The sequence below is a fragment of the Streptomyces sp. NPDC090798 genome (assembly GCF_044768965.1).
Taxonomy (GTDB): Bacteria; Actinomycetota; Actinomycetes; order Streptomycetales; family Streptomycetaceae; genus Streptomyces.
Map to the genome: position 1 here is coordinate 91,598 of NZ_JBIVXA010000014.1, position 18,976 is coordinate 110,573.

An 18,976-nucleotide genomic window follows, 5' to 3' on the forward strand; every position below is an offset into this window, starting at 1 on the left:
TAGGACGCACCCATGACCGAAGCCATCCTGCGGCAGATCATCGACTACGCCCACCGCGCCAATCCGTATCCGCTGTACGAGGAGTTGCGCAAGACGCCGGTGTACCACGACGCGGACGGACCGTTCGTCGTCAGCAGGTACTACGACATCCAGAGCCTGCTCCACGATCCGCGCATCAGTTCCGACGCCCGCAATCTGAGGGCGCCGGCGGGCGGCGGCCCGCTGGCCGCCGAAGCGGATGAGGAGACGGCCCTTCCGCCGAGCTTCCTGCGGCTGGACCCGCCGGAGCACGACCGGCTGCGGCGCATGACGAACCGGCCGTTCGGGCCGCCGCACTCCCCGCGGCGTGTCCACGATATGCACGGCGAGCTGAAGGACATCGTCTCCGGGCTCATCGACGGCATCGACAACCCGGACCGGATCGATCTGGTCGACCAGTTCTCCTATCCCTTCCCCGTGACCGTGATCTGCCGGCTGCTGGGAGTGCCGCGCGAGGACGAGGCGCGCTTCCACTCCTGGGCCGACACGATCGCCGCCGGCCTGGACCCCGACCCGGGTGCCGACGCCGACGAGCGCGCCAAGGTCTCCCACAACGCACGCACCGAGCTGGGCATGTATCTGGCCGGGCTCATCGAGGAACGCCGCAAGAAGCCCGGTGACGACATGCTGTCCCAGCTGTCCACGGCGGGAGGGGCGGACGGTGTCATGACGACGATGGAGGTCCTGAGCACCGCGGCGCTCCTGCTGATCGCCGGCCACGAGACGACGGTCAACCTGATCACCAACGGCATGCTGACCCTGCTGCGCAACCCCGACGTGCTCGAGCGGTTGCGCAAGGACCCGAAGCTGGCCGTCCCCGTCGTCGAGGAACTGCTGCGGTTCGAGCCGCCGGTGCAGCTGGTGCCGCAACGCACCACCGTCACCGACATCGAGGTCCGCGGGGTCACCATTCCCAAGGGCGCGTCGCTGTGGCTGGTGCTGGCGGCGGGGAACCGCGACCCCGACCGCTTCGAGGATCCGGACCTGTTCAACCCGGACCGCGGGGACATCCAGCACCTCGGCTTCGGCAGCGGCATCCACAGCTGCTTCGGCGCCCCGCTCGCCCGCCTGGAGGCACAGCTCGCGCTGAGCGAGCTGGCCCGCAGACTGGAGAACCCCCGGCTGCTGGAGGACCCGCCGCCCTACCGGCAGAACGCGGTCCTGCGCGGCCCGCGCCATCTGCCGATCGCCTGCGACGGCATCCGCTCCTAGAAACATCTGACAGGGCCACCACCGCTGACCTGGGCTCCGGAGCGTGCGGACGTTCCGGAGCCGCTCCGGACGGCGGGTAAACTCCGTCCACGTGACTGCCGCGCCTGCAAAGCCCCGTATCCCCAACGTCCTCGCCGGACGCTACGCCTCCGCCGAGCTCGCCACGCTCTGGTCCCCCGAGCAGAAGGTGAAGCTGGAGCGTCAGCTCTGGCTCGCCGTGCTGCGGGCGCAGAAGGACCTCGGGATCGAGGTCCCGGACGCAGCGATCGCCGACTACGAGCGCGTCCTCGACCAGGTCGACCTGGCCTCGATCGCCGAGCGCGAGAAGGTCACGCGGCACGACGTGAAGGCGCGGATCGAGGAGTTCAACGACCTCGCCGGGCATGAGCACGTGCACAAGGGCATGACGTCCCGGGACCTCACCGAGAACGTCGAGCAGCTGCAGATCCGGCTCTCGCTCGAGCTGATGCGCGACCGCACGGTGGCCGTCCTGGCGCGGCTCGGCAAGCTGGCGGGTGAGTACGCCGAGCTGGTCATGGCCGGCCGCTCGCACAACGTGGCCGCCCAGGCCACCACCCTCGGCAAGCGCTTCGCGACCGCGGCCGACGAGCTGCTCGTCGCGTACGGCCGCGTCGAGGAGCTGCTCGGCCGCTACCCGCTGCGGGGCATCAAGGGCCCGGTCGGCACGGCTCAGGACATGCTCGACCTGCTGGGCGGGGACGCGGCGAAGCTCGCCGAGCTGGAGCAGCGGATCGCCGGGCACCTCGGCTTCTCGCAGGCCTTCACCTCCGTCGGCCAGGTCTACCCGCGCTCGCTGGACTACGAGGTCGTGACCGCGCTGGTGCAACTGGCTGCCGCGCCGTCCTCGACGGCCAAGACGATCCGGTTGATGGCCGGGCACGAGCTGGTGACCGAGGGCTTCAAGCCGGGCCAGGTCGGCTCCTCGGCGATGCCGCACAAGATGAACACCCGCTCCTGCGAGCGTGTCAACGGCCTCATGGTCATCCTGCGCGGCTACGCCTCGATGACCGGCGAGCTGGCGGGCGACCAGTGGAACGAGGGCGACGTGTCCTGCTCGGTGGTCCGCCGGGTCGCGCTGCCCGACGCGTTCTTCGCGCTGGACGGTCTGCTGGAGACCTTCCTCACCGTCCTCGACGAGTTCGGCGCCTTCCCGGCCGTCGTCGCGCGCGAGCTGGACCGCTACCTGCCGTTCCTCGCGACGACCAAGGTCCTGATGGGCGCGGTGCGCGCGGGCGTCGGCCGTGAGGTCGCGCACGAGGCGATCAAGGAGAACGCCGTCGCCTCCGCGCTCGCCATGCGCGAACAGGGCGCCGAGCGCAACGAACTCCTCGACAAGCTCGCCGCCGACGAGCGCATTCCGCTCGACCGCGCGCAGCTGGACGAGCTGATGGCCGACAAGCTGTCGTTCACCGGTGCCGCTGCCGACCAGGTCGCCGCCGTCGTCGGCCGCATCGAGGAGATCGTGAAGCAGCACCCGGAGGCCGCGGGCTACACGCCGGGGGCGATCCTCTGACGCGGCTCACTCCCGCGGACCTTGAGGCCGCCCGCGACCGGCTGGTGCCGGATGTCGTCGGGGACGGCCTCAAGGTGCTTTTCTGCGGCATCAATCCGGGGTTGATGACCGCCGCGACGGGCCATCACTTCGCCCGCCCCGGCAACCGGTTCTGGCCCGTGCTGCATCTGTCGGGGTTCACGCCCCGGCTGATGAGGCCCTCGGAGCAGGGCGAGTTGCCGTCGCACGGGCTCGGCATCACCAACGTGGTGGCGCGCGCGACCGCCCGGGCGGACGAGCTGTCCGCGGCGGAGTACCGCGAGGGCGGACGGCTGCTGAGCGCCAAGGTGGAGCGACTGCGGCCGGGGTGGCTGGCGGTGGTGGGCGTGACCGCCTACCGGGCGGCCTTCGAAGACCGGAAGGCCGTCATCGGTCCGCAGGAGCGGACGATCGGGGACACCCGGGTCTGGGTGCTGCCCAACCCCAGTGGGCTCAACGCGCATTGGACGGCGGCGACGATGGCGGAGGAGTTCGCACGGCTGCGGGTGGCCGCGGCCGAGGGGTAGCGGATCAGGTCACGGTGGGTCGATCTCGGTGATCACGGCCAGGAGCTGGAACGGCCACTCCTTGTCCCACTGCGAGACACCGAGGGCGACCCAGCGGTCGTGCCCGGTCGCCTTCCAGAGGTGCACATCGGGCACATGCCCGCTCACGATGCCCCAAGGCTCGGGTATGTCCTCCCCGTCCACCGTCCGGTCGAGCACGCTCGACAGGCTGAAGACCTGAGGAGGTCCCCAGCGGTGGGTGAGCAGCACCGAAAGACCGTCCCGGTCGGCCTCGTACTGCTCCGCCGTCTCCTCCCGTGCCGTGCCGTCGTCCTCCCAGAATTCCTCGCTCGTCGCTAACTCGGCGATGTGGTAGCCGGGTCCCGCGTCGCCGACGTCCGAACGGCCGTGCTCAAGGGGGAAGTCCTCGGAGCACAGCCGCAGGATCGTGTCGAGGTGTCGCGCGCTGGTCATGATGTCCAGTAAAGCGGCTGCCACTGACAATTGGCGTGCCGTCAGGCGTCCCTGCGCCGTACGCTCCACGCGCCCGCCGCGAGGGCCGCCGCCGTCCAGGCCGCGGTCACCGTGAGGCCGGTCCAGGGGCCGAGGGCGCCGTCCCACGTCTCGTGGAGCACCACTTGGCCCGCCCGGTCCGGCAGGAAGTCGGCCACGCCGCCCGACGGCCGGCGACCCCGCGTTCACCAACCGGGCGCTGCTCGCCATCGAGGACACCGGCCGGGCCGCCCTGGAGGACCTGGAGCGCGTCCTCGGCGTGCTGCGCGAGGCGGGGCGTCCCGCGAGCGGCCGGCCCACGCTGAGCGAGGCGGACCGGCTCCTGGAGTCGGCGCGCGGCTCGGGTGCCAAGGTCGACGCCGAGGTGACGGGTGCGTTGAAGACCGTGCCGGGACCGGTCTCCCGCGAGGGCTATCGCATCCTCCAGGAGTCCCTGACCAACGTGCTGCGGCACGCGGGGAGCGTGCCGGTGCGGGTCCGTATCGCGGTCGACGACGGCACTCTGGGCCTGGAGGTCCGCAATCCGCTGGCGGCCAGGACAGCGGGGCCGGGCCGCGGCAGTGGCCTGCGGGGCATACGGGAGCGGGCGGCGCTGCTCGGCGGGCGGGCACGGACCGGGCCGGACGGGGGTGACTGGCAGGTACGGGTCGAGCTGCCGTTGCGCTGATCTACGCCTGGCCGGATGCCGGTCACCGTTCTCCTGGTCGACGACGAACCGCTCGTCCGCGCGGGTCTGCGGGCCGTCCTGGCGGCACAGCCCGACATCGAGGTCGTCGGAGAGGCGGCCGACGGCGCCGCGGTGATCCCGCTCGTGCGGCAGCTGCGGCCGGACGTCGTAGCCATGGACGTCCGCATGCCGCTCATGGACGGCATCGAGGCCACGCGCGCGGTCCTGCGGACCGTGAGCGATCCCCCGAAGATCCTCGTCGTGACCACGTTCGAGAACGACGAGTACGTCTACGAGGCGCTGCGCGCGGGTGCCGACGGCTTTCTGCTGAAACGGGCCAGGCCCGCCGAGATCGTGCACGCCGTGCGGCTCGTCGCGGAGGGCGAGTCGCTGCTGTTCCCGGCGTCCCTGCGGCAGTTGGCGGCCGAGTACGGGGGCGACAGCGGGAATCCGGCGGCGCGGGCGGCCATGGAGCGGGCCGCGCTGACCGAGCGGGAGGCGGAGGTGCTGCGGCTGATGGCCCGGGGGCTGTCGAACGCGGAGATCGCCGGGCGGCTGATCGTCGGAACCGAGACGGTCAAGTCGCACGTCAGCGCCGTACTGGGGAAGCTGGGGGCCCGGGACCGTACGCAGGCGGTCATCGCGGCGTACGAGTCGGGGTTCGTGGCCCCGGGCTGAAGCGGCGGTCCGCCGGTGGCCGATCCGACCGGTCGGTAGCAAAGGAGGTCCCCGGCTCTCGCCGGGGCGCGCCGCGCCGAGTACGATCCGGCCAACACGCGCACGAGCTGGGAGGACGGACGTTGGGGCGGTTGACCGGCGGGGACCCCTCTCTGCTGCGAAGGATCAATTCCGCGGTGGTGCTGCACGCGCTGCGTGCCACGGACTGCGCGACGCTGACCGAGATCACCCGGGTGACCGGATTGTCCCGGCCCACGGTCGAAGGTGTCGTGGAAGGGCTGATCGAGGCCGGGCTCGTGGTCGAGAAGGCGGCCGAGGAGGGCGCGGCACGGCGTCAGGGCCGTCCCGCGCGGCGGTTTCGGTTCCGGGCCGAGGCGGGCCATCTGCTGGGCCTGGAGATCGGTCCCCATCGCGTCGCCGGACTCCTCGCCGATCTGGACGGCCGGGTGCTGGGCTCCATGTCCAAGGACGTGGAGGAGACCGCGTCGGCGGACGAGCGACTGGAACGGCTGCGCACGGCGGTCGCCGATCTGCTGCGCCGCGCGGGTGTCGCACGCAGCTCTCTGCGGGCGGTCGGCGTGGGCAGCCCGGGGATCGTCGAGGCGGACGGCACCGTGCGTCTGGGCACGGCGCTGCCGGAGTGGACGGGGCTGCGCCTGGGCGACCGACTGAACCGTTCCTTCAAATGCCCGGTGCTCGTCGAGAACGACGCCAACGCGGCGGCGGTCGCCGAGCACTGGAAGGGCTCGGCGACGGGGTCGGACGACGTGGTGTTCGTGCTGGCCGGGCTGAGTCCGGGGGCCGGTTCGCTGATCGGCGGGCGGCTGCACCGGGGATACGGGGGCGCCGCGGGGGAGATCGGGGCGCTCCATCTGCTCGGCCGCGGAGCCACTCCCGAGACACTGCTGTCGACCACGGACGAGCCCCTGCACCCGCTCGACGAGCAGGCCGTCGCCGAGGTCTTCGCGCTGGCCAAGGGCGGTGACCAGCGGGCCCGCGCGGCGGTCGACCGCTTCATCCAGCGCCTCGTGCACGACGTGGCGGCCCTCGTCCTCGCCCTCGACCCGGAACTGGTCGTCGTCGGCGGCTGGGCGGCCGGTCTGGACGGCGTACTGGAACCGCTGCGGCGCGAGCTGGCGCGCTACTGTCTGCGCCCGCCCAAGGTGGCGCTCTCCCTGCTGGGCGAGGCGGCCGTCGCGACGGGCGCCCTGCGGCTGGCCCTCGATCATGTGGAGGAGCAGCTGTTCGCGGTGGAGGGGACCGTGACCGCACGCCGCTGACCAGCGGTCTCACGGGCATGAGAAAGCCGTCACGCCCCGGAGTGCTCCGGGGCGTGACGGCTGAGACCTGGGGCTGTCGTTCGGATCCGACCTGGGCCGCGGCTCAGGAGGCGCGGCGCTCGGGGTCGTGGTGGATCTCCACGCCGCCGGAGTCGCCGAAGGTCAGCCGGCAGGTGTCGGCTCGGTACGTGGCCACGGAGACCGCGGCGGTGCGCCCCTCGGCGAAGTAACGGGTCGTGACGACGAGGACGGGCGCCCCGGGCAGCCGGTCGAGCTCCTTGGCGTCGTCCGCGCGGGCCGAGCCGAGCTCCACGGCGCGGTCCTGGCCCTCCAGGTCGAGGTGCTGCAGTTCGCGCAGCACGGCACGGGCGAGGGTCGCCCCCGACGGGGCGTCGATCGCGGAGAGGCCGGGCACCGAGGACGCCGGGATGTAGAGCAGCTCGGCGGCGACCGGCTGGCCGTGCGTCACACGGGAGCGGCGGATCGTGTGCACCTGGTCGTCGGGGCCCGTCTCCAGGACGTCGGCCACCACGGCGGGCGGGAGCGCCACCTCGCAGTCCACGGACTGCCAGGCGTCGCCGACCGCGCCCGGCCACACATGCTGCTCGGTTCCGACGGCCACGCCCACGCGCGGCGGGGCGACGGTCGTGCCCACCCCGCGGCGGCGCTGCAGTCGCCCTTCCAGCTCCAGCTGCTCCAGCGCCTGGCGCAGCGTGGCGCGGGCGACGCCGAACCTGGCCGCGAGGTCGCGTTCGTTGGGCAGGATCTCGCCCACCGAGAACTCAGAGTCCAATGCCTCGGTGAGCACCGTCTTGAGATGCCAGTACTTCGGCTCCGGCACCGTTTCCAGCTGCGTGGTCCCCACCCTGTCCTCCGCAATCGCCGTGGCCCGGCGGCGTTTTAGCGCCCTTGTTTATTAAAGGTTCTTGCACTATCCCTGCGACCATAGGGCTGCCCCCACCCTTGGTCAAGACCAATCCTCGATCCCTTACGGATTGCGGAGGTGCCTTGCCGCGCAGCGTTCACAGGGCGTTCGCGCGGGGTGACGTTCGTGACACAACGCCGAAAGCCCCCGTCCAGAAGACGGGGGCTTTCGAGGTGGCACGAGGGGATCGCAACGGCTACTGGTTGCCCAGGGACACCAGCTTCTCGGGGTTGCGCACGATGTAGACGCACTGGATCCGGCCGTCCACGACATCCAGCTGGACGGCACTGTCGGGCTTGTCGCCGGAGAGGGCGAGGAGCGCGGCGCCGCCGTTGAGCTCCAGGAGGCGGTAGGACAGGTCGGGAACGCTCTGCTGGACGACGGCGTACAGGAAGCGGCCCACCTTGTCGGCGGTTTCGATGACCCGCAGCGGCGCCTTGGACAGTCCGCCGCTGTCGCCGATCAGGCGGACGTCCGGGGCCAGCATGGACATGAGCCCCTTCAGGTCCCCTTCGGCCGCCGCTGCGAGGAACCGCTCGGTCAGGTCGCGGCGTTCGGCGGGATCGACCTCGTAGCGCGGCCGTCGTTCCTCGACGTGTTTGCGCGCCCGTCCGGCGAGTTGGCGCACGGCGCTCTCGCCCCGGTCGAGGACGGCGGCGATGTCCGCGTACGGGTAGCCGAACGCCTCCCTGAGGACGAACACCGCGCGCTCCAGGGGCGAAAGGGACTCCAGGACGACGAGGACGGCGAGCGAGACGGAGTCGGCGAGCACGGCCCGCTCGGCGGTGTCGGGGGCGGTGTCCCCGAAGTCGGTGACGTACGGCTCGGGAAGCCACGGTCCCACGTACGCCTCGTTGCGCGACCGCACCTGGCGCAGCCGGTCGACGGCGAGCCGGGTGACGATGCGCACCAGGTAGGCGCGTGGTTCGCGCACCTCGGTCCGGTCGGCGCCGGTCCAGCGCAGCCAGGCTTCCTGGACGACGTCCTCGGCGTCGGCCACTCGTCCCAGCATGCGGTAGGCGACGCCCATCAGGACGGGGCGGTGCTCCTCGAAGACCTCGGTCGCGGTGTCGATGGTCACGGCTCCATCCCATCCCGGCACGTCCCTGCGTGTCCAGGCGGCACCGGTGCCTTTCGGAGCACAATGACCGGCGGCCTGCGGGCGGGTGGCCGGCTGTCGCCCGTCGTGTCGACCGGCGCGGCCGAGCGGATCCAGCTGACCGCGCCCGGGGGCTACCCGTCGGTAGCAGTTGCTGACAAGCTGTCTACGAAGATGGTTCGTCAGCGTGCCACCAGACGAGGAGCAGCATCATGTCCGCCACGGTCTCCTTCAGCCTTCCCTCCGCGCACGGTCCGCGGACCGTGACCATGTCCTACGCGCGCGTGGGCACCGGAGAACCGCTGCTCCTGTTGCACGGCATCGGCCACCACCGGCAGGCCTGGGACCCGGTCGTGCACATCCTGGCCGCCGAACGCGAGGTGATAGCCGTCGACCTGCCCGGGTTCGGCGAGTCCCCGGCGCTGCCCGAGGGGCTCACGCACGACCTCGGGACGGTGGTGCCCACGCTCGGCGGCCTGTGCGAGGCGCTGGAGATCGAGCGTCCGCACGTGGCCGGCAACTCCCTCGGCGGCCTGCTGGCCCTGGAGTTGGGCCGCGAGAAGCTCGTACGGTCCGTCACCGCGATCTCGCCCGCCGGGTTCTGGTCGCCGGTCGAGCGGCGCTACGCCTTCGGTGTGCTGCTCGCGATGCGGCAGGGCGCACGGCGCCTGCCGCTCCCGGTGATCGAGCGGCTCTCCCGCTCGGCGGCCGGACGGGCCGCCCTGACCAGCACCATCTACGCCCGGCCCGGCCGCCGTTCACCCGAGGCCGTCGTCGCCGAGACCCTCGCGCTGGCCCACGCCGAGGGCTTCGCCGACACCCTCCGGGCCGGCACCAGCGTCCAGTTCACGGACGACATCCCGGGGCTGCCCGTCACCGTGGCCTGGGGCACCCGGGACCGGCTGCTGGTACGCCGCCAGGGGATCCGGGCCAAGCACATCATTCCCCGGGCCCGGCTGGTGCGGCTGCCGGGTTGCGGTCACGTCCCGATGAACGACGACCCGGCGCTCGTCGCCCGCGTGATCCTCGACGGCAGCCGCTGAGCGGCGCCGGGTGAGGCGCCACGCGCCGGAGCCCAGGGCGACGCCCGCGCCGACCAGGGCGCTGCCCGCGGCCTGCGCGGCGCCGTACGCGCCGGTGCCGACCAGCGGCGCCGTGCAGGCCGCCGCGACGGGGATGAGCCCGGAGAAGAGCGTGGCGCGCTCCGCGCCGATGCGCTGCATGCCCATGTACCAGCACACGAAGCCGACGACCGTGACGACCGCCGCCTGCCACAGCAGCGCGGCGGCCTCGGTGGTGTCCGGCATTCGCAGCCACGCGCCGCCGGTGAGGCGCGCGGTGAGGATCCCGGCCACCGCCGACTCGACCGCGGCGATCCCGCAGACGGTGGCCGACAGCAGCCGGGGCCCGAGCGGGCGCAGCACCGGTACGGCGAGCACCGCGAAGCCCACCTCGCCCGCCAGTGCGCACACGGAGTACGCGATGCCCGTGCCGTCGGTGCGCCCCCAGCCCTGGACCGTGAAGGCGCCCACCGCGACGAGCGACGCCCCGTACAGGACCTGCCGTTGCGGCCGGCGGCCCTCGAGGAGAGGGACGACAACGGCCACGACCACCGGGGCGCAGCCCACGAAGACGCCCGGAACAGCTGGTTCCGCGGTGCGTTCGGCGGCGAGCACGGCGAGGTTGAAGCCGACCATGCCGACGGCCGCGAGCAGCGCGAGGCGCCCCCACCGGCGTACCGCGAGCCGCCGCAGCGGTGCCGTGCCGCCCCGTGCGACCGACGGCAGGAGCAGGACGCAGGCGAGGCCGTAGCGCAGGAACTGACCGCCCGCGTACGGATAGTGGCCCAGGACGCTGTTGGCGGTGAAGGAACCTCCGACGAGGACACAGGCGAGGGCGGCGAGCAGCGACCCACGGATCGTGGTGGTGTTCATGACGGCGACGCTACGAAGGGCCGCGGTCCGGTTTAAGGTCCACTTTCATGACGCCATCGGGGACCACATGACGCCGTCGGGGGCCGCAGGGGAGATGACGCCGTCGGGGGCCGCCTGGGAGCTGATTGTGCCGGCCGCTTCGGCGCCGGCACGCGCGCGTGGGCGCGCTTTGCAGGCCGCGCTGCGCGAGGCGGTCCGCACGGGGCGGCTCGCGCCGGGCACCCGGCTGCCGTCCAGCCGCGAGCTCGCCGCCGACCTCGGGGTGTCGCGGGGGCTGGTCACGGAGGCGTACGAGCAGTTGACCGCGGAGGGGTATCTGCGCAGCGACCGGGGCGCGGGGACCTGGGTCGGCGGCGCCGTCCGGGCGGCCCACCCACGCGCGCGTGACCTCGCGCCGCGCCCCGCCGGGGCCCGCGCCGACTTCCTTCCCGGGACACCGGACCTGTCCCTGTTCCCGCGTGCCGCCTGGGCGGCCGCCCAGCGCGGGGTCCTCGCCGAACTGCCCCACCACGCGCTCGGCTACCCGGATCCGCGCGGTCTGCCCCGGCTGCGCACCGCCCTCGCCGAACTGCTCGCGCGGCGCCGCGGCGTGGTCGCGGACCCCGAGCGCGTCATCGTGGTCTCCGGGGTCGCGCAGGCGACGACCCTGCTCGGATTCGTGCTCCACGCGCGCGGGGTGCGCGCGATCGGCGTCGAGGACCCCGGAAGCCCGGAGCACGGCACTCTCTACGCCTCGGCCGGCATCGACGCCGTACCGCTGCCGCTGGACGGCGAGGGGCTGGCCACCGGACCGCTCAAGGATTCGGGCGTACGGGCTGTGGTGACGACGCCCGCCCACCAGTTCCCCTCGGGGATCGCCTACTCGGCGCGGCGCCGTACGGAACTCCTCGACTGGGCGCGCTCGGTGGACGGTCTGGTGGTCGAGGACGACTACGACGGGGACTTCCGCTACGACCGTGCTCCCGTGGGGGCGCTTCAAGGGCTCGATCCCGAGCGCGTCGCCTACACGGGTTCGGTCAGCAAGTCGCTCGCGCCCGGACTGCGGCTCGGCTGGCTGCTCGTACCGGCTGCGCTCGCCGAGGAGGTCGTGGAGCGCAAGCGCACCATGGATCTGGGGAACCCCGTCGTGGACCAGGCGCTGCTGGCCCGCTTCGTGGAACGGGGCGACTACGACCGGCAACTGCGCCGCTGCCAGCGCGCCTACCGGGAACGGCGCGACACTCTCGTTGCCGCCCTGGAGGAGCACTTTCCCGGTACCGAGGTGTCCGGGATCGCGGCCGGTCTGCATGTCATCGCCGCGCTGCCCGGGCGGTACGGGCCGCCGGAGTACTTCTTGGAGCGAACCGCGGCGGCGGGGGTGGCCGTGCGTCCGCTGGCGGACTACGGGCGGGCGGTCGAACGCGCCGGCGTACGGCTGGTGCTCGGTTACGCCCACCAGTCCCCCGCGCGGATCCGCGACGGCGTACGCCTGATGGCACAGGCGCTGCGCACCTGACCGCTGAGGGGCGGCCGGGTGAGCGGGAGAGCCGGGGCATCCGTGGGACGTGCGCGGTCGGAGGCGGACGTCGGTGCCCTTGTCGGCGGGGCCAGTTGTTCACTTGTGGTTTGCGTGCGCGCTGCGGCGCACCAGTAGTTGTGGCTGGACCCATTGGCCGACTCCGTCGACTCCGTCCCTGGAGGCGCATTCATGTCACACCGTCCGCAAAGCCCTCTCCCTCTCCCCGGTCGCCGCGGCGTCCTGCGCGGCTCCCTCGCCGCTTCCGCGGCCCTGGCCCTGCCCACCGCACTCGGCTCGGCCCCGGCCTTCGCGCTGTCCGGGCGGCCCACGGCGGGTTGGGGCGTCCAGACCGGAGACGTGAGCGCGCACTCCGGACTGGTGTGGGTCCGCTCGGACCGCCCCGCCCGGATGATCGTCGAGACGTCCGCGACCGAGTCGTTCCGCAACCCCCGCAGATGGCACGGTCCGCTGCTCGGCACGGACTCGGACTTCACCGGTACGACACAGCTGCGCGGACTGCCCTCCGGCGAGCAGATCCACTACCGCGTGCTGCTGGCCGACCCCGACGACCCGCGCCGTACGGGCGAGCCGGTGACCGGCACCTTCCGCACCGCGCCCGCGAAGCGGCGCCACGACGTCCGGTTCGTCTGGTCCGGTGACCTGGCCGGACAGGGCTGGGGCATCAACGAGTCCATCGGCGGTTACCGGATCTTCGACGCCATGGCGAAGGTGGACCCGGACTTCTTCCTGTGCAGCGGCGACAACATCTACGCCGACGGGCCGATCTCCGCCACGGCGCCGCTGCCGGACGGCAGCCTGTACCGGAGCGTCACCACCGAGGAGAAGTCGCACGTCGCGGTCACCCTGGCCGACTACCGGGGCAACTTCCGCTACAACCTGCTGGACTCGGCGCTGCGCCGGTTCAACGCCCGGGTTCCGAACATCATCCAGTGGGACGACCACGAGGTCCGCAACAACTGGTACCCGGGCGAGGTCATCGGGTCCGGCACTCCCTACCCGGCCGGCACGAAACTCGACGACCTGGCCGTCCGCGCCCGGCGGGCGTTCTCGGAGTACTTCCCGATCTCCACCATCAGTGGACGCCCGGAGGGACGGATCTACCGGACCGTCCACCACGGCCCGCTCCTGGACGTGTTCGTCCTGGACATGCGGACCTACCGGAACGCCAACTCGCCCGACGACCAGACCACCGACCCGCAGGGCATCCTCGGGCGCGAGCAGCTGGAGTGGCTCAAGCGCGAGCTGAGCCGGTCGCGTGCGGTGTGGAAGGTCATCGCGGGCGACATGCCGCTCGGTCTGGTCGTGCCCGACCCGGTCGAGGGCAGGCCGAACTACGAGGCCGTCGCCCAGGGCGACCCGGGCGCTCCACTCGGCCGCGAGCTGCAGATCGCCGAGCTGCTGCGGTTCATCAAGCACCGGCGGATCACCGGGACCGTGTGGCTGACGGCCGACGTCCACCACACCTCGGCACAGCACTACGACCCTTCGCGGGCCGCTTTCAAGGACTTCGAGCCGTTCTGGGAGTTCGTCTCCGGACCGCTCAACGCGGGCGCCTTCCAGGCGAGCGCCCTGGACGGCACCTTCGGCCCCGACCGGGTCTTCGTCAAGGCTCCCGCCACGGCCAACGTCTCGCCGGCGGACGGATACCAGTTCTTCGGCGAGGTCGACATCGACGGCGAAAGCGGGGAGCTGACGGTGCGGCTGCGCGACCTGGACGGCGCGGTGCTGTTCACACAGGTGTTGCAGCCGGGACGCGTGGGTCAGTAACCGGGCCCAACTCCCGTACCCTCGAAGCGCTGGGCCGCGCACCGGAGTCATCCCCCGGTGCGCGCCCGCTCTCGTGACCAGGCACGTAAGCCAGGTGATCCGAGACAGGCAAAACTAGCGCAAAAAGAACCGCAAAAAGGATAGAACGACACTTTACCGATCAGTCACAGACCGTTCGTGATCACGCAACACCACTCCTTCACAGTGGCTGCATGACTCCAGACATGTCTGATGTGACCCGGGCGAAGCACGGACGCCCCGTCCACCACTGGCGACGCGACGTGGTCGAGCTCGCCGCGCTGTTCACGGCCGTCGCGGTCGCCGACGCCGTCGCCAACCTGATCGGACACGGCCCCGACGGCCCGGCCCTGCTGGTGATGTCGTCCGTGGTCCTGGTGGCCACGGCCGGATTCCACACATGGTGGGCACGCCGCCACGGTCACGCGCCGCCCGCGGGCGATACCGGTGCCCGGACCCTCGCCGTGGGGCGAGAGGCCGGGCGGGCCGACCGGGCCACGGCGGTGCCGGAAGCCGTCACGGGAGCGACCGTCCTGTGGCGGATGCGGACGACGGTGAAGGACGAGCCGGGTTCGCTGGCCGCGCTGTGCATGGCGCTGGCCCACCAGCGGGTCGACATCCTGAGCCTGCAGACGCACCCGCTCGCCGAGGGCACGGTCGACGAGTTCCTGCTGCGCGCGCCCGTCGAGCTGGCCGCGTCCGAGATCACCCGCGCCGTCTCGCTGGCGGGCGGCACAGGGACCTGGATCGAGCGGGCCGACGCCCACGACCTGGTGGACGCTCCGACGCGGGTCCTGGGGCTGGCCACGCGTACGGCTTTGGACGCCGCGGAACTTCCGCTCGCCCTCCGGCAGTTGCTCGGTCGGTGCACCATTCGTTCGCTGCCCGCCCGCTCCCCCGGGTCGGGTCGGGCGGAAGAGGGTGCGCCGGTCGAAGGAGTGCTGGAAGACACGGTGATGCGGTTGCGCGCACCGGAGGGTGGGGTGATCACGGTGGAACGGCCGTATCTGCCGTTCACGCCGACCGAGTTCGCTCGGGCGCGGGCGTTGGTGGAGCTCGACGCGCGGCTGGGCCCGCGCATCCCGCTCCACCAGGACATGCTGACACTGCCGGAGGGCCCCGCGATCACCGTGCGCCGCGCCGACGTCTCCGATCTCGCCGCGGCGAAGGCGATGCACGAGCGCTGCTCCCCGCGCACGTTGAGCATGCGCTATCACGGGCCGGTCGGTGACGCGGACCGCTATCTGAACCACCTGCTCAGCCCGCGCTTCGGACGCACCCTCGCCGTACAGACGGCGTCGGGACGCGTCGTCGGGCTCGGCCATCTCCTCTGGGACGGCGACGAGACGGAGATCGCGCTGCTCGTCGAGGACGACTGGCAGCGGCGCGGGATCGGCGCCGAACTGCTCGGACGTCTCGTGACGATGGCCGTCGAGGCGGGCTGCGAGAGCGTGTACGCCGTCACGCAGGCCTCCAACACCGGCATGGTCGCCGCCATGCGCGGACTGGACCTGCCCCTCGACTACCAGATCGAGGAGGGCACCCTCGTCATCACGGCCCGTCTGGACGCCGCACCGGTGACCTCCCGACTGCCGTACGACCAGGAGCAGAAGCAGGCGCAGAAGAAGTAGGACGGACACCGGGAGGCCCCGGGTCGGGCACCTTGCCCGGGGCCCTCTCCCCGGTCACCGCCCCAACGCACCGTCCAGGTCGGCCCACAGGTCCTCCACGTCCTCAAGGCCCACCGACAGGCGCAGCAGCCGGTCACCGACCCCCGCCTCGCGGCGGTCGTCGGCGGCCACGATGCGGTGGCTGATGGACGCCGGATGCTGGATCAGGCTGTCGACACTGCCGAGGCTCACCGCCGGGGTGATCAGGCGGACCCCGGCGATGACCTCGTGCGGGTCGCCGTGGACCTCGAAGGCGATCATGGCACCGCCGATCCGCGGGTAGTGGACGCGGTCGACGCGCGGATCGGCGGCGAGCCGGCGGACGAGTTCGGCGGCGTTGGCGGAGGCGGCCCGGACCCGTACGGGCAGGGTCGACAGGCCGCGCAGCAGCAGGTATCCGGCCAGCGGATGCAGCACACCCCCGGTGGCGAACCGCACTTGGCGCAGCCCCCGGGCGAACTCCTCGTCACAGGCCACCACTCCGGCCATGACGTCCCCGTGTCCGCCCAGGTACTTGGTGGCGCTGTGCAGGACCAGCCGGGCCCCCTGTCCTGCGGGGCGTTGCAGCACGGGTGTGGCGAAGGTGTTGTCGGCGAGCAGCGGAACGGAGCCGCAGGCGTGCGCGACGGCGCGCAGGTCGAGTTCGGCGAGCGTCGGATTGGCCGGGGACTCGACCATGACAAGGCCGGTGTCGGGGCGCAGGGCGTCCGCGATGCCCGCCGGGTCGACCCAGGTGACCTCGGAACCCAGCAGCCCGGCGGTGAGCAGGTGGTCGCTGCAGCCGTACAGGGGCCGTACGGCGACGACATGGCGCAGACCGAGCGCGTTCCGCACGAGCAGTACGGCGCTCAGCGCTGCCATGCCGCTCGCGAAGGCGACCGCACTCTCGGTTCCTTCGAGGCGGGCGAGGGCGGTCTCGAAACGGGCGACGGTCGGGTTGCCCAGGCGGCCGTAGACGGGCGGGCCCTGCGGTTCGGCGCCGTCGGCAGCGAACGCGTCGATGCGGGCGGCCTCGCCGCGGCTGTCGTAGGAGGGGTAGGTCGTGGACAGGTCGATGGGCGCGGCGTGCAGCCCCAGCCGGGCGAGGTCCTCCCGCCCGGCGTGCACGGCCTCGGTGGCGAGGGCACGCGGCGCGAGGGCACGGGTGCCCTGAACGTCGTGGAGGTCGTCCCGACCGTCATAGGAGTCGTCCTGAGCGTCGCAGGAGTCGTCCTGAGCTTCGTATGCGTCGTGCACCACGGATTCCATGCACAGCAGACTGAACACCGGCCGGGGCGCCCGACGCGTACTCCGTGTTACGTTCGGGCCATGGCCGAATCTGTCGTACTCGATCCGGTGGATCTTCATCTGCTGCGGCTGCTCCAGAACGACGCACGGACGACGTACCGCGATCTCGCCGCGCAGGTCGGAGTCGCGCCCTCCACCTGCCTGGACCGGGTGACGAGGCTGCGGCGTGCGGGGGTGATTCTCGGCCATCAGCTGCGCCTCGATCCGGCGAAGCTCGGGCGGGGCCTGGAAGCCTTGCTGTCCGTGCAGGTCAGACCGCATCGGCGGGAGTTGGTCGGGCCGTTCGTGGACCGGATCAGGGCGCTGCCGGAGTCCCGGACCGTCTTCCACCTCACCGGGCCCGACGACTACCTGGTCCTGGTCGCCGTCGCGGACATGGCCGACCTGCAACGGCTGGTCCTCGACGAGTTCACGTCCCGGCGCGAGGTGGCCCGGGTGGAGACCCGGCTGATCTTCCAGCAGTGGGACTGCGGCCCACTGCTCCCGCCCGCCCCGCCCTCGCTCTCATCCTCGGGCCCGGCCTCGGCAAAATCAGGCTGATGCCGGCCCAATGCCCGGTCGACCGGGCTGACGCGGCACCCGTCCTCGTATGAGGATGGCGGCATGTCAGAGACGAAGAGCCCGCTGCCCCGCGAGGTCGCCGACGCGTATGTCGACGATCTCATCGCCCTCGATCCGGTCCTCGGTACCTACCTCGGTGTGAAGGAGAGTGCCGACAAGCTCCCCGACACCTCGCCCGCGGGGCAGGAGGCCGTCGCGGAGCTGGCGCGGAGGACGCTCGCCCGGCTCGACGAGGCGGAGCGGCAGCCGGGCGCGGACAGCGACATCGAACGCCGCTGCGCCCGGCTGCTGCGCGAGCGGCTCACCGCCGAACTGGCCGTCCACGACGCCGACGAGGGCCTGCGGGCCGTCGGCAACATGCAGACGGCCGCGCACTCCGTGCGCCAGGTGTTCACCATCGCGCCGACCGAGACGGACGAGGACTGGGCCGCGATCGCCGAGCGGCTGCGCGCGGTGCCGACCGCGCTGACGGGGTACCGCGAGTCCCTCGCCCTCGGCCTGGAGCGCAAGCTGTACGCGGGCCCGCGCCCCACCGCGACCTTCATCGAGCAGCTCACCGAGTGGTCGGACCCGGACGGACAGGGCCATGGCTGGTTCGAGGACTTCGTGTCCGCGGGACCCGACGCCCTGCGGGACGAGCTGGACACGTCCGCCCGGACGGCCACCCGGGCCCTGGTGGAGCTGCGCGACTGGATGCGTGACGTCTACGCGCCCACGATCGAGGGCGCGCCGAACACGGTGGGCCGCGAACGGTACGCGCGCTGGGCGCGCTACTTCAACGGTACGGATCTCGACCTCGACGAGGCGTACGCGTACGGCTGGTCCGAGTACCACCGGCTCCTCGCGGAGATGAGGTCCGAGGCCGAGAAGATCCTGCCCGGCGCCGAGACCCCCTGGGTGGCGCTCGCGCACCTCGACGAGCACGGCACGCACATCGAGGGCGTCGAGGAGGTCCAGACGTGGCTCCAGGGAGTGATGGACCGGGCGATCGACGCGCTGGACGGCACCCACTTCGAACTCGCCGAGCCGGTACGGAAGGTGGAGTCGCGCATCGCGCCACCCGGCGGCGCGGCGGCCCCGTACTACACCGCGCCGTCCGCGGACTTCTCGCGGCCGGGCCGCACCTGGCTGCCCACCATGGGGCAGACCCGCTTCCCCGTGTACGACCTCGTCTCGACCTGGTACCACGAGGGCGTCCCCGGCCATCACCTCCAGCTCGCCCAGTGGGTGTACGTGGTCGACGACCTCTCGCGCTACCAGGCCACCGTCGGTCTCGTCAGTGCCAACGCCGAGGGCTGGGCGCTCTACGCGGAGCGGCTGATGGACGAGCTGGGCTTCCTGGAGGACGCGGAGCAGCGGCTCGGCTACCTGGACGCGCAGATGATGCGCGCGGCCCGGGTCATCGTCGACATCGGCATGCACCTGGAACTGGAGATTCCGGCGGACTCCCCCTTCCACCCGGGCGAGCGCTGGACCCCGGAGCTGGCGCAGGAGTTCTTCGGCGCGCACAGCAGCCGTCCGGCGGATTTCGTGGAGAGCGAGCTCACCCGCTACCTCTCCATCCCGGGTCAGGCCATCGGCTACAAGCTCGGTGAGCGGGCCTGGCTGCTGGGCCGCGAGAACGCGAAGAAGCGGCACGGGGACGCCTTCGACGCCAAGGCCTGGCACATGGCGGCCCTGTCGCAGGGTTCGCTGGGCCTGGACGACCTGGTGGACGAGCTGTCCCGGCTCTGACGGACACCGACGGCG

The 18,976-nt window shown here is 72.1% G+C and carries 15 protein-coding genes and 3 pseudogenes; 12 read left to right on the top strand and 6 right to left on the bottom strand.

Annotated features, from left to right (window positions below):
* The first annotated feature begins 12 nt into the window (after nucleotides 1-12).
* The 3 genes from ACIQTP_RS28560 to mug all read left to right on the top strand — a co-directional run bounded on the left by ACIQTP_RS28560 (nucleotide 13) and on the right by mug (nucleotide 3,330).
* Nucleotides 13-1,251 carry a cytochrome P450 gene (locus tag ACIQTP_RS28560; RefSeq protein ID WP_403404859.1) on the top strand — a complete coding sequence of 413 codons (1,239 nt, stop codon included), beginning with the start codon at nucleotides 13-15 and terminating at the stop codon, nucleotides 1,249-1,251.
* Between the two features lie 91 nt (nucleotides 1,252-1,342).
* Nucleotides 1,343-2,785: an adenylosuccinate lyase gene (purB, locus tag ACIQTP_RS28565; protein ID WP_054229009.1), complete on the top strand. Its 1,443-nt coding sequence runs from the start codon at nucleotides 1,343-1,345 to the stop codon at nucleotides 2,783-2,785.
* Complete coding sequence (gene mug / locus ACIQTP_RS28570; protein ID WP_403405161.1) at nucleotides 2,782-3,330, top strand: G/U mismatch-specific DNA glycosylase; 549 nt, start codon at nucleotides 2,782-2,784, stop codon at nucleotides 3,328-3,330. Before purB ends, mug begins: the two co-directional genes overlap by 4 nt.
* Before the next feature lie 9 nt (nucleotides 3,331-3,339).
* On the opposite strand, the gene ACIQTP_RS28575 is transcribed toward mug, so the two are convergent.
* Together ACIQTP_RS28575 and ACIQTP_RS28580 are read right to left on the bottom strand one after the other, a co-directional pair.
* Complete coding sequence (locus tag ACIQTP_RS28575) at nucleotides 3,340-3,783, bottom strand: hypothetical protein (protein ID WP_403404861.1); 444 nt, start codon at nucleotides 3,781-3,783, stop codon at nucleotides 3,340-3,342.
* Nucleotides 3,784-3,824: 41 nt separating this feature from the next.
* Nucleotides 3,825-3,989 (bottom strand): annotated as a pseudogene (locus tag ACIQTP_RS28580) (ABC transporter permease); the annotation flags it as partial.
* 2 nt (nucleotides 3,990-3,991) lie between these two features.
* Here ACIQTP_RS28580 and ACIQTP_RS28585 point away from each other — a divergent pair.
* From ACIQTP_RS28585 to ACIQTP_RS28595, 3 genes and pseudogenes are all read left to right on the top strand, one after another.
* Nucleotides 3,992-4,489: pseudogene (locus ACIQTP_RS28585) on the top strand (sensor histidine kinase); the annotation flags it as partial.
* A gap of 15 nt (nucleotides 4,490-4,504) precedes the next feature.
* Nucleotides 4,505-5,167: a response regulator gene (locus ACIQTP_RS28590; RefSeq protein WP_403404864.1), complete on the top strand. Its 663-nt coding sequence runs from the start codon at nucleotides 4,505-4,507 to the stop codon at nucleotides 5,165-5,167.
* Nucleotides 5,168-5,289: 122 nt separating this feature from the next.
* Nucleotides 5,290-6,447, top strand: coding sequence for an ROK family transcriptional regulator (locus ACIQTP_RS28595; protein ID WP_403404867.1), 1,158 nt, complete (start codon nucleotides 5,290-5,292; stop codon nucleotides 6,445-6,447).
* A 103-nt stretch (nucleotides 6,448-6,550) separates the two neighbouring features.
* Here ACIQTP_RS28595 and ACIQTP_RS28600 read toward each other — a convergent pair whose 3' ends face one another.
* Nucleotides 6,551-7,312: a GntR family transcriptional regulator gene (locus ACIQTP_RS28600; RefSeq protein WP_403404870.1), complete on the bottom strand. Its 762-nt coding sequence runs from the start codon at nucleotides 7,310-7,312 to the stop codon at nucleotides 6,551-6,553.
* Between the two features lie 256 nt (nucleotides 7,313-7,568).
* Nucleotides 7,569-8,453, bottom strand: a complete 885-nt coding sequence (locus ACIQTP_RS28605) for an RNA polymerase sigma-70 factor (protein ID WP_403404873.1) — start codon at nucleotides 8,451-8,453, stop codon at nucleotides 7,569-7,571.
* 230 nt (nucleotides 8,454-8,683) lie between these two features.
* On the opposite strand from ACIQTP_RS28605, the gene ACIQTP_RS28610 reads away from it, so the two are divergent.
* Nucleotides 8,684-9,514, top strand: a complete 831-nt coding sequence (locus ACIQTP_RS28610; protein WP_403404876.1) for an alpha/beta fold hydrolase — start codon at nucleotides 8,684-8,686, stop codon at nucleotides 9,512-9,514.
* Between the two features lie 45 nt (nucleotides 9,515-9,559).
* Here ACIQTP_RS28610 and ACIQTP_RS28615 read toward each other — a convergent pair.
* A pseudogene (locus ACIQTP_RS28615) lies at nucleotides 9,560-10,405 on the bottom strand (DMT family transporter); the annotation flags it as partial.
* A 94-nt stretch (nucleotides 10,406-10,499) separates the two neighbouring features.
* Here ACIQTP_RS28615 and ACIQTP_RS28620 point away from each other — a divergent pair.
* The 3 genes from ACIQTP_RS28620 (at nucleotide 10,500) to ACIQTP_RS28630 (ending at nucleotide 15,340) form a co-directional block, all read left to right on the top strand.
* On the top strand, nucleotides 10,500-11,900 hold the full coding sequence (locus ACIQTP_RS28620; RefSeq protein WP_403404878.1) for a PLP-dependent aminotransferase family protein: 1,401 nt from the start codon (nucleotides 10,500-10,502) through the stop codon (nucleotides 11,898-11,900).
* Between the two features lie 192 nt (nucleotides 11,901-12,092).
* Nucleotides 12,093-13,691 carry an alkaline phosphatase D family protein gene (locus tag ACIQTP_RS28625; protein WP_403404881.1) on the top strand — a complete coding sequence of 533 codons (1,599 nt, stop codon included), beginning with the start codon at nucleotides 12,093-12,095 and terminating at the stop codon, nucleotides 13,689-13,691.
* Nucleotides 13,692-13,915: 224 nt separating this feature from the next.
* The gene (locus tag ACIQTP_RS28630) at nucleotides 13,916-15,340 is read left to right on the top strand and encodes a GNAT family N-acetyltransferase (RefSeq protein ID WP_403404884.1); all 1,425 of its coding nucleotides are present in this window, start codon (nucleotides 13,916-13,918) and stop codon (nucleotides 15,338-15,340) included.
* A 54-nt stretch (nucleotides 15,341-15,394) separates the two neighbouring features.
* Here ACIQTP_RS28630 and ACIQTP_RS28635 read toward each other — a convergent pair whose 3' ends face one another.
* Nucleotides 15,395-16,726, bottom strand: coding sequence for a trans-sulfuration enzyme family protein (locus ACIQTP_RS28635; RefSeq protein ID WP_403404886.1), 1,332 nt, complete (start codon nucleotides 16,724-16,726; stop codon nucleotides 15,395-15,397).
* On the opposite strand from ACIQTP_RS28635, the gene ACIQTP_RS28640 reads away from it, so the two are divergent.
* Together ACIQTP_RS28640 and ACIQTP_RS28645 are read left to right on the top strand one after the other, a co-directional pair.
* Nucleotides 16,688-17,206 (top strand): Lrp/AsnC family transcriptional regulator, encoded by a 519-nt coding sequence (locus ACIQTP_RS28640; RefSeq protein WP_403404889.1) that lies wholly within the window; start codon nucleotides 16,688-16,690, stop codon nucleotides 17,204-17,206. The two genes, ACIQTP_RS28635 and ACIQTP_RS28640, sit on opposite strands and share 39 nt — an antisense overlap.
* A 63-nt stretch (nucleotides 17,207-17,269) precedes the next feature.
* Nucleotides 17,270-18,961, top strand: coding sequence for a DUF885 domain-containing protein (locus ACIQTP_RS28645; protein ID WP_403404892.1), 1,692 nt, complete (start codon nucleotides 17,270-17,272; stop codon nucleotides 18,959-18,961).
* Nucleotides 18,962-18,976: the final 15 nt, after the last annotated feature.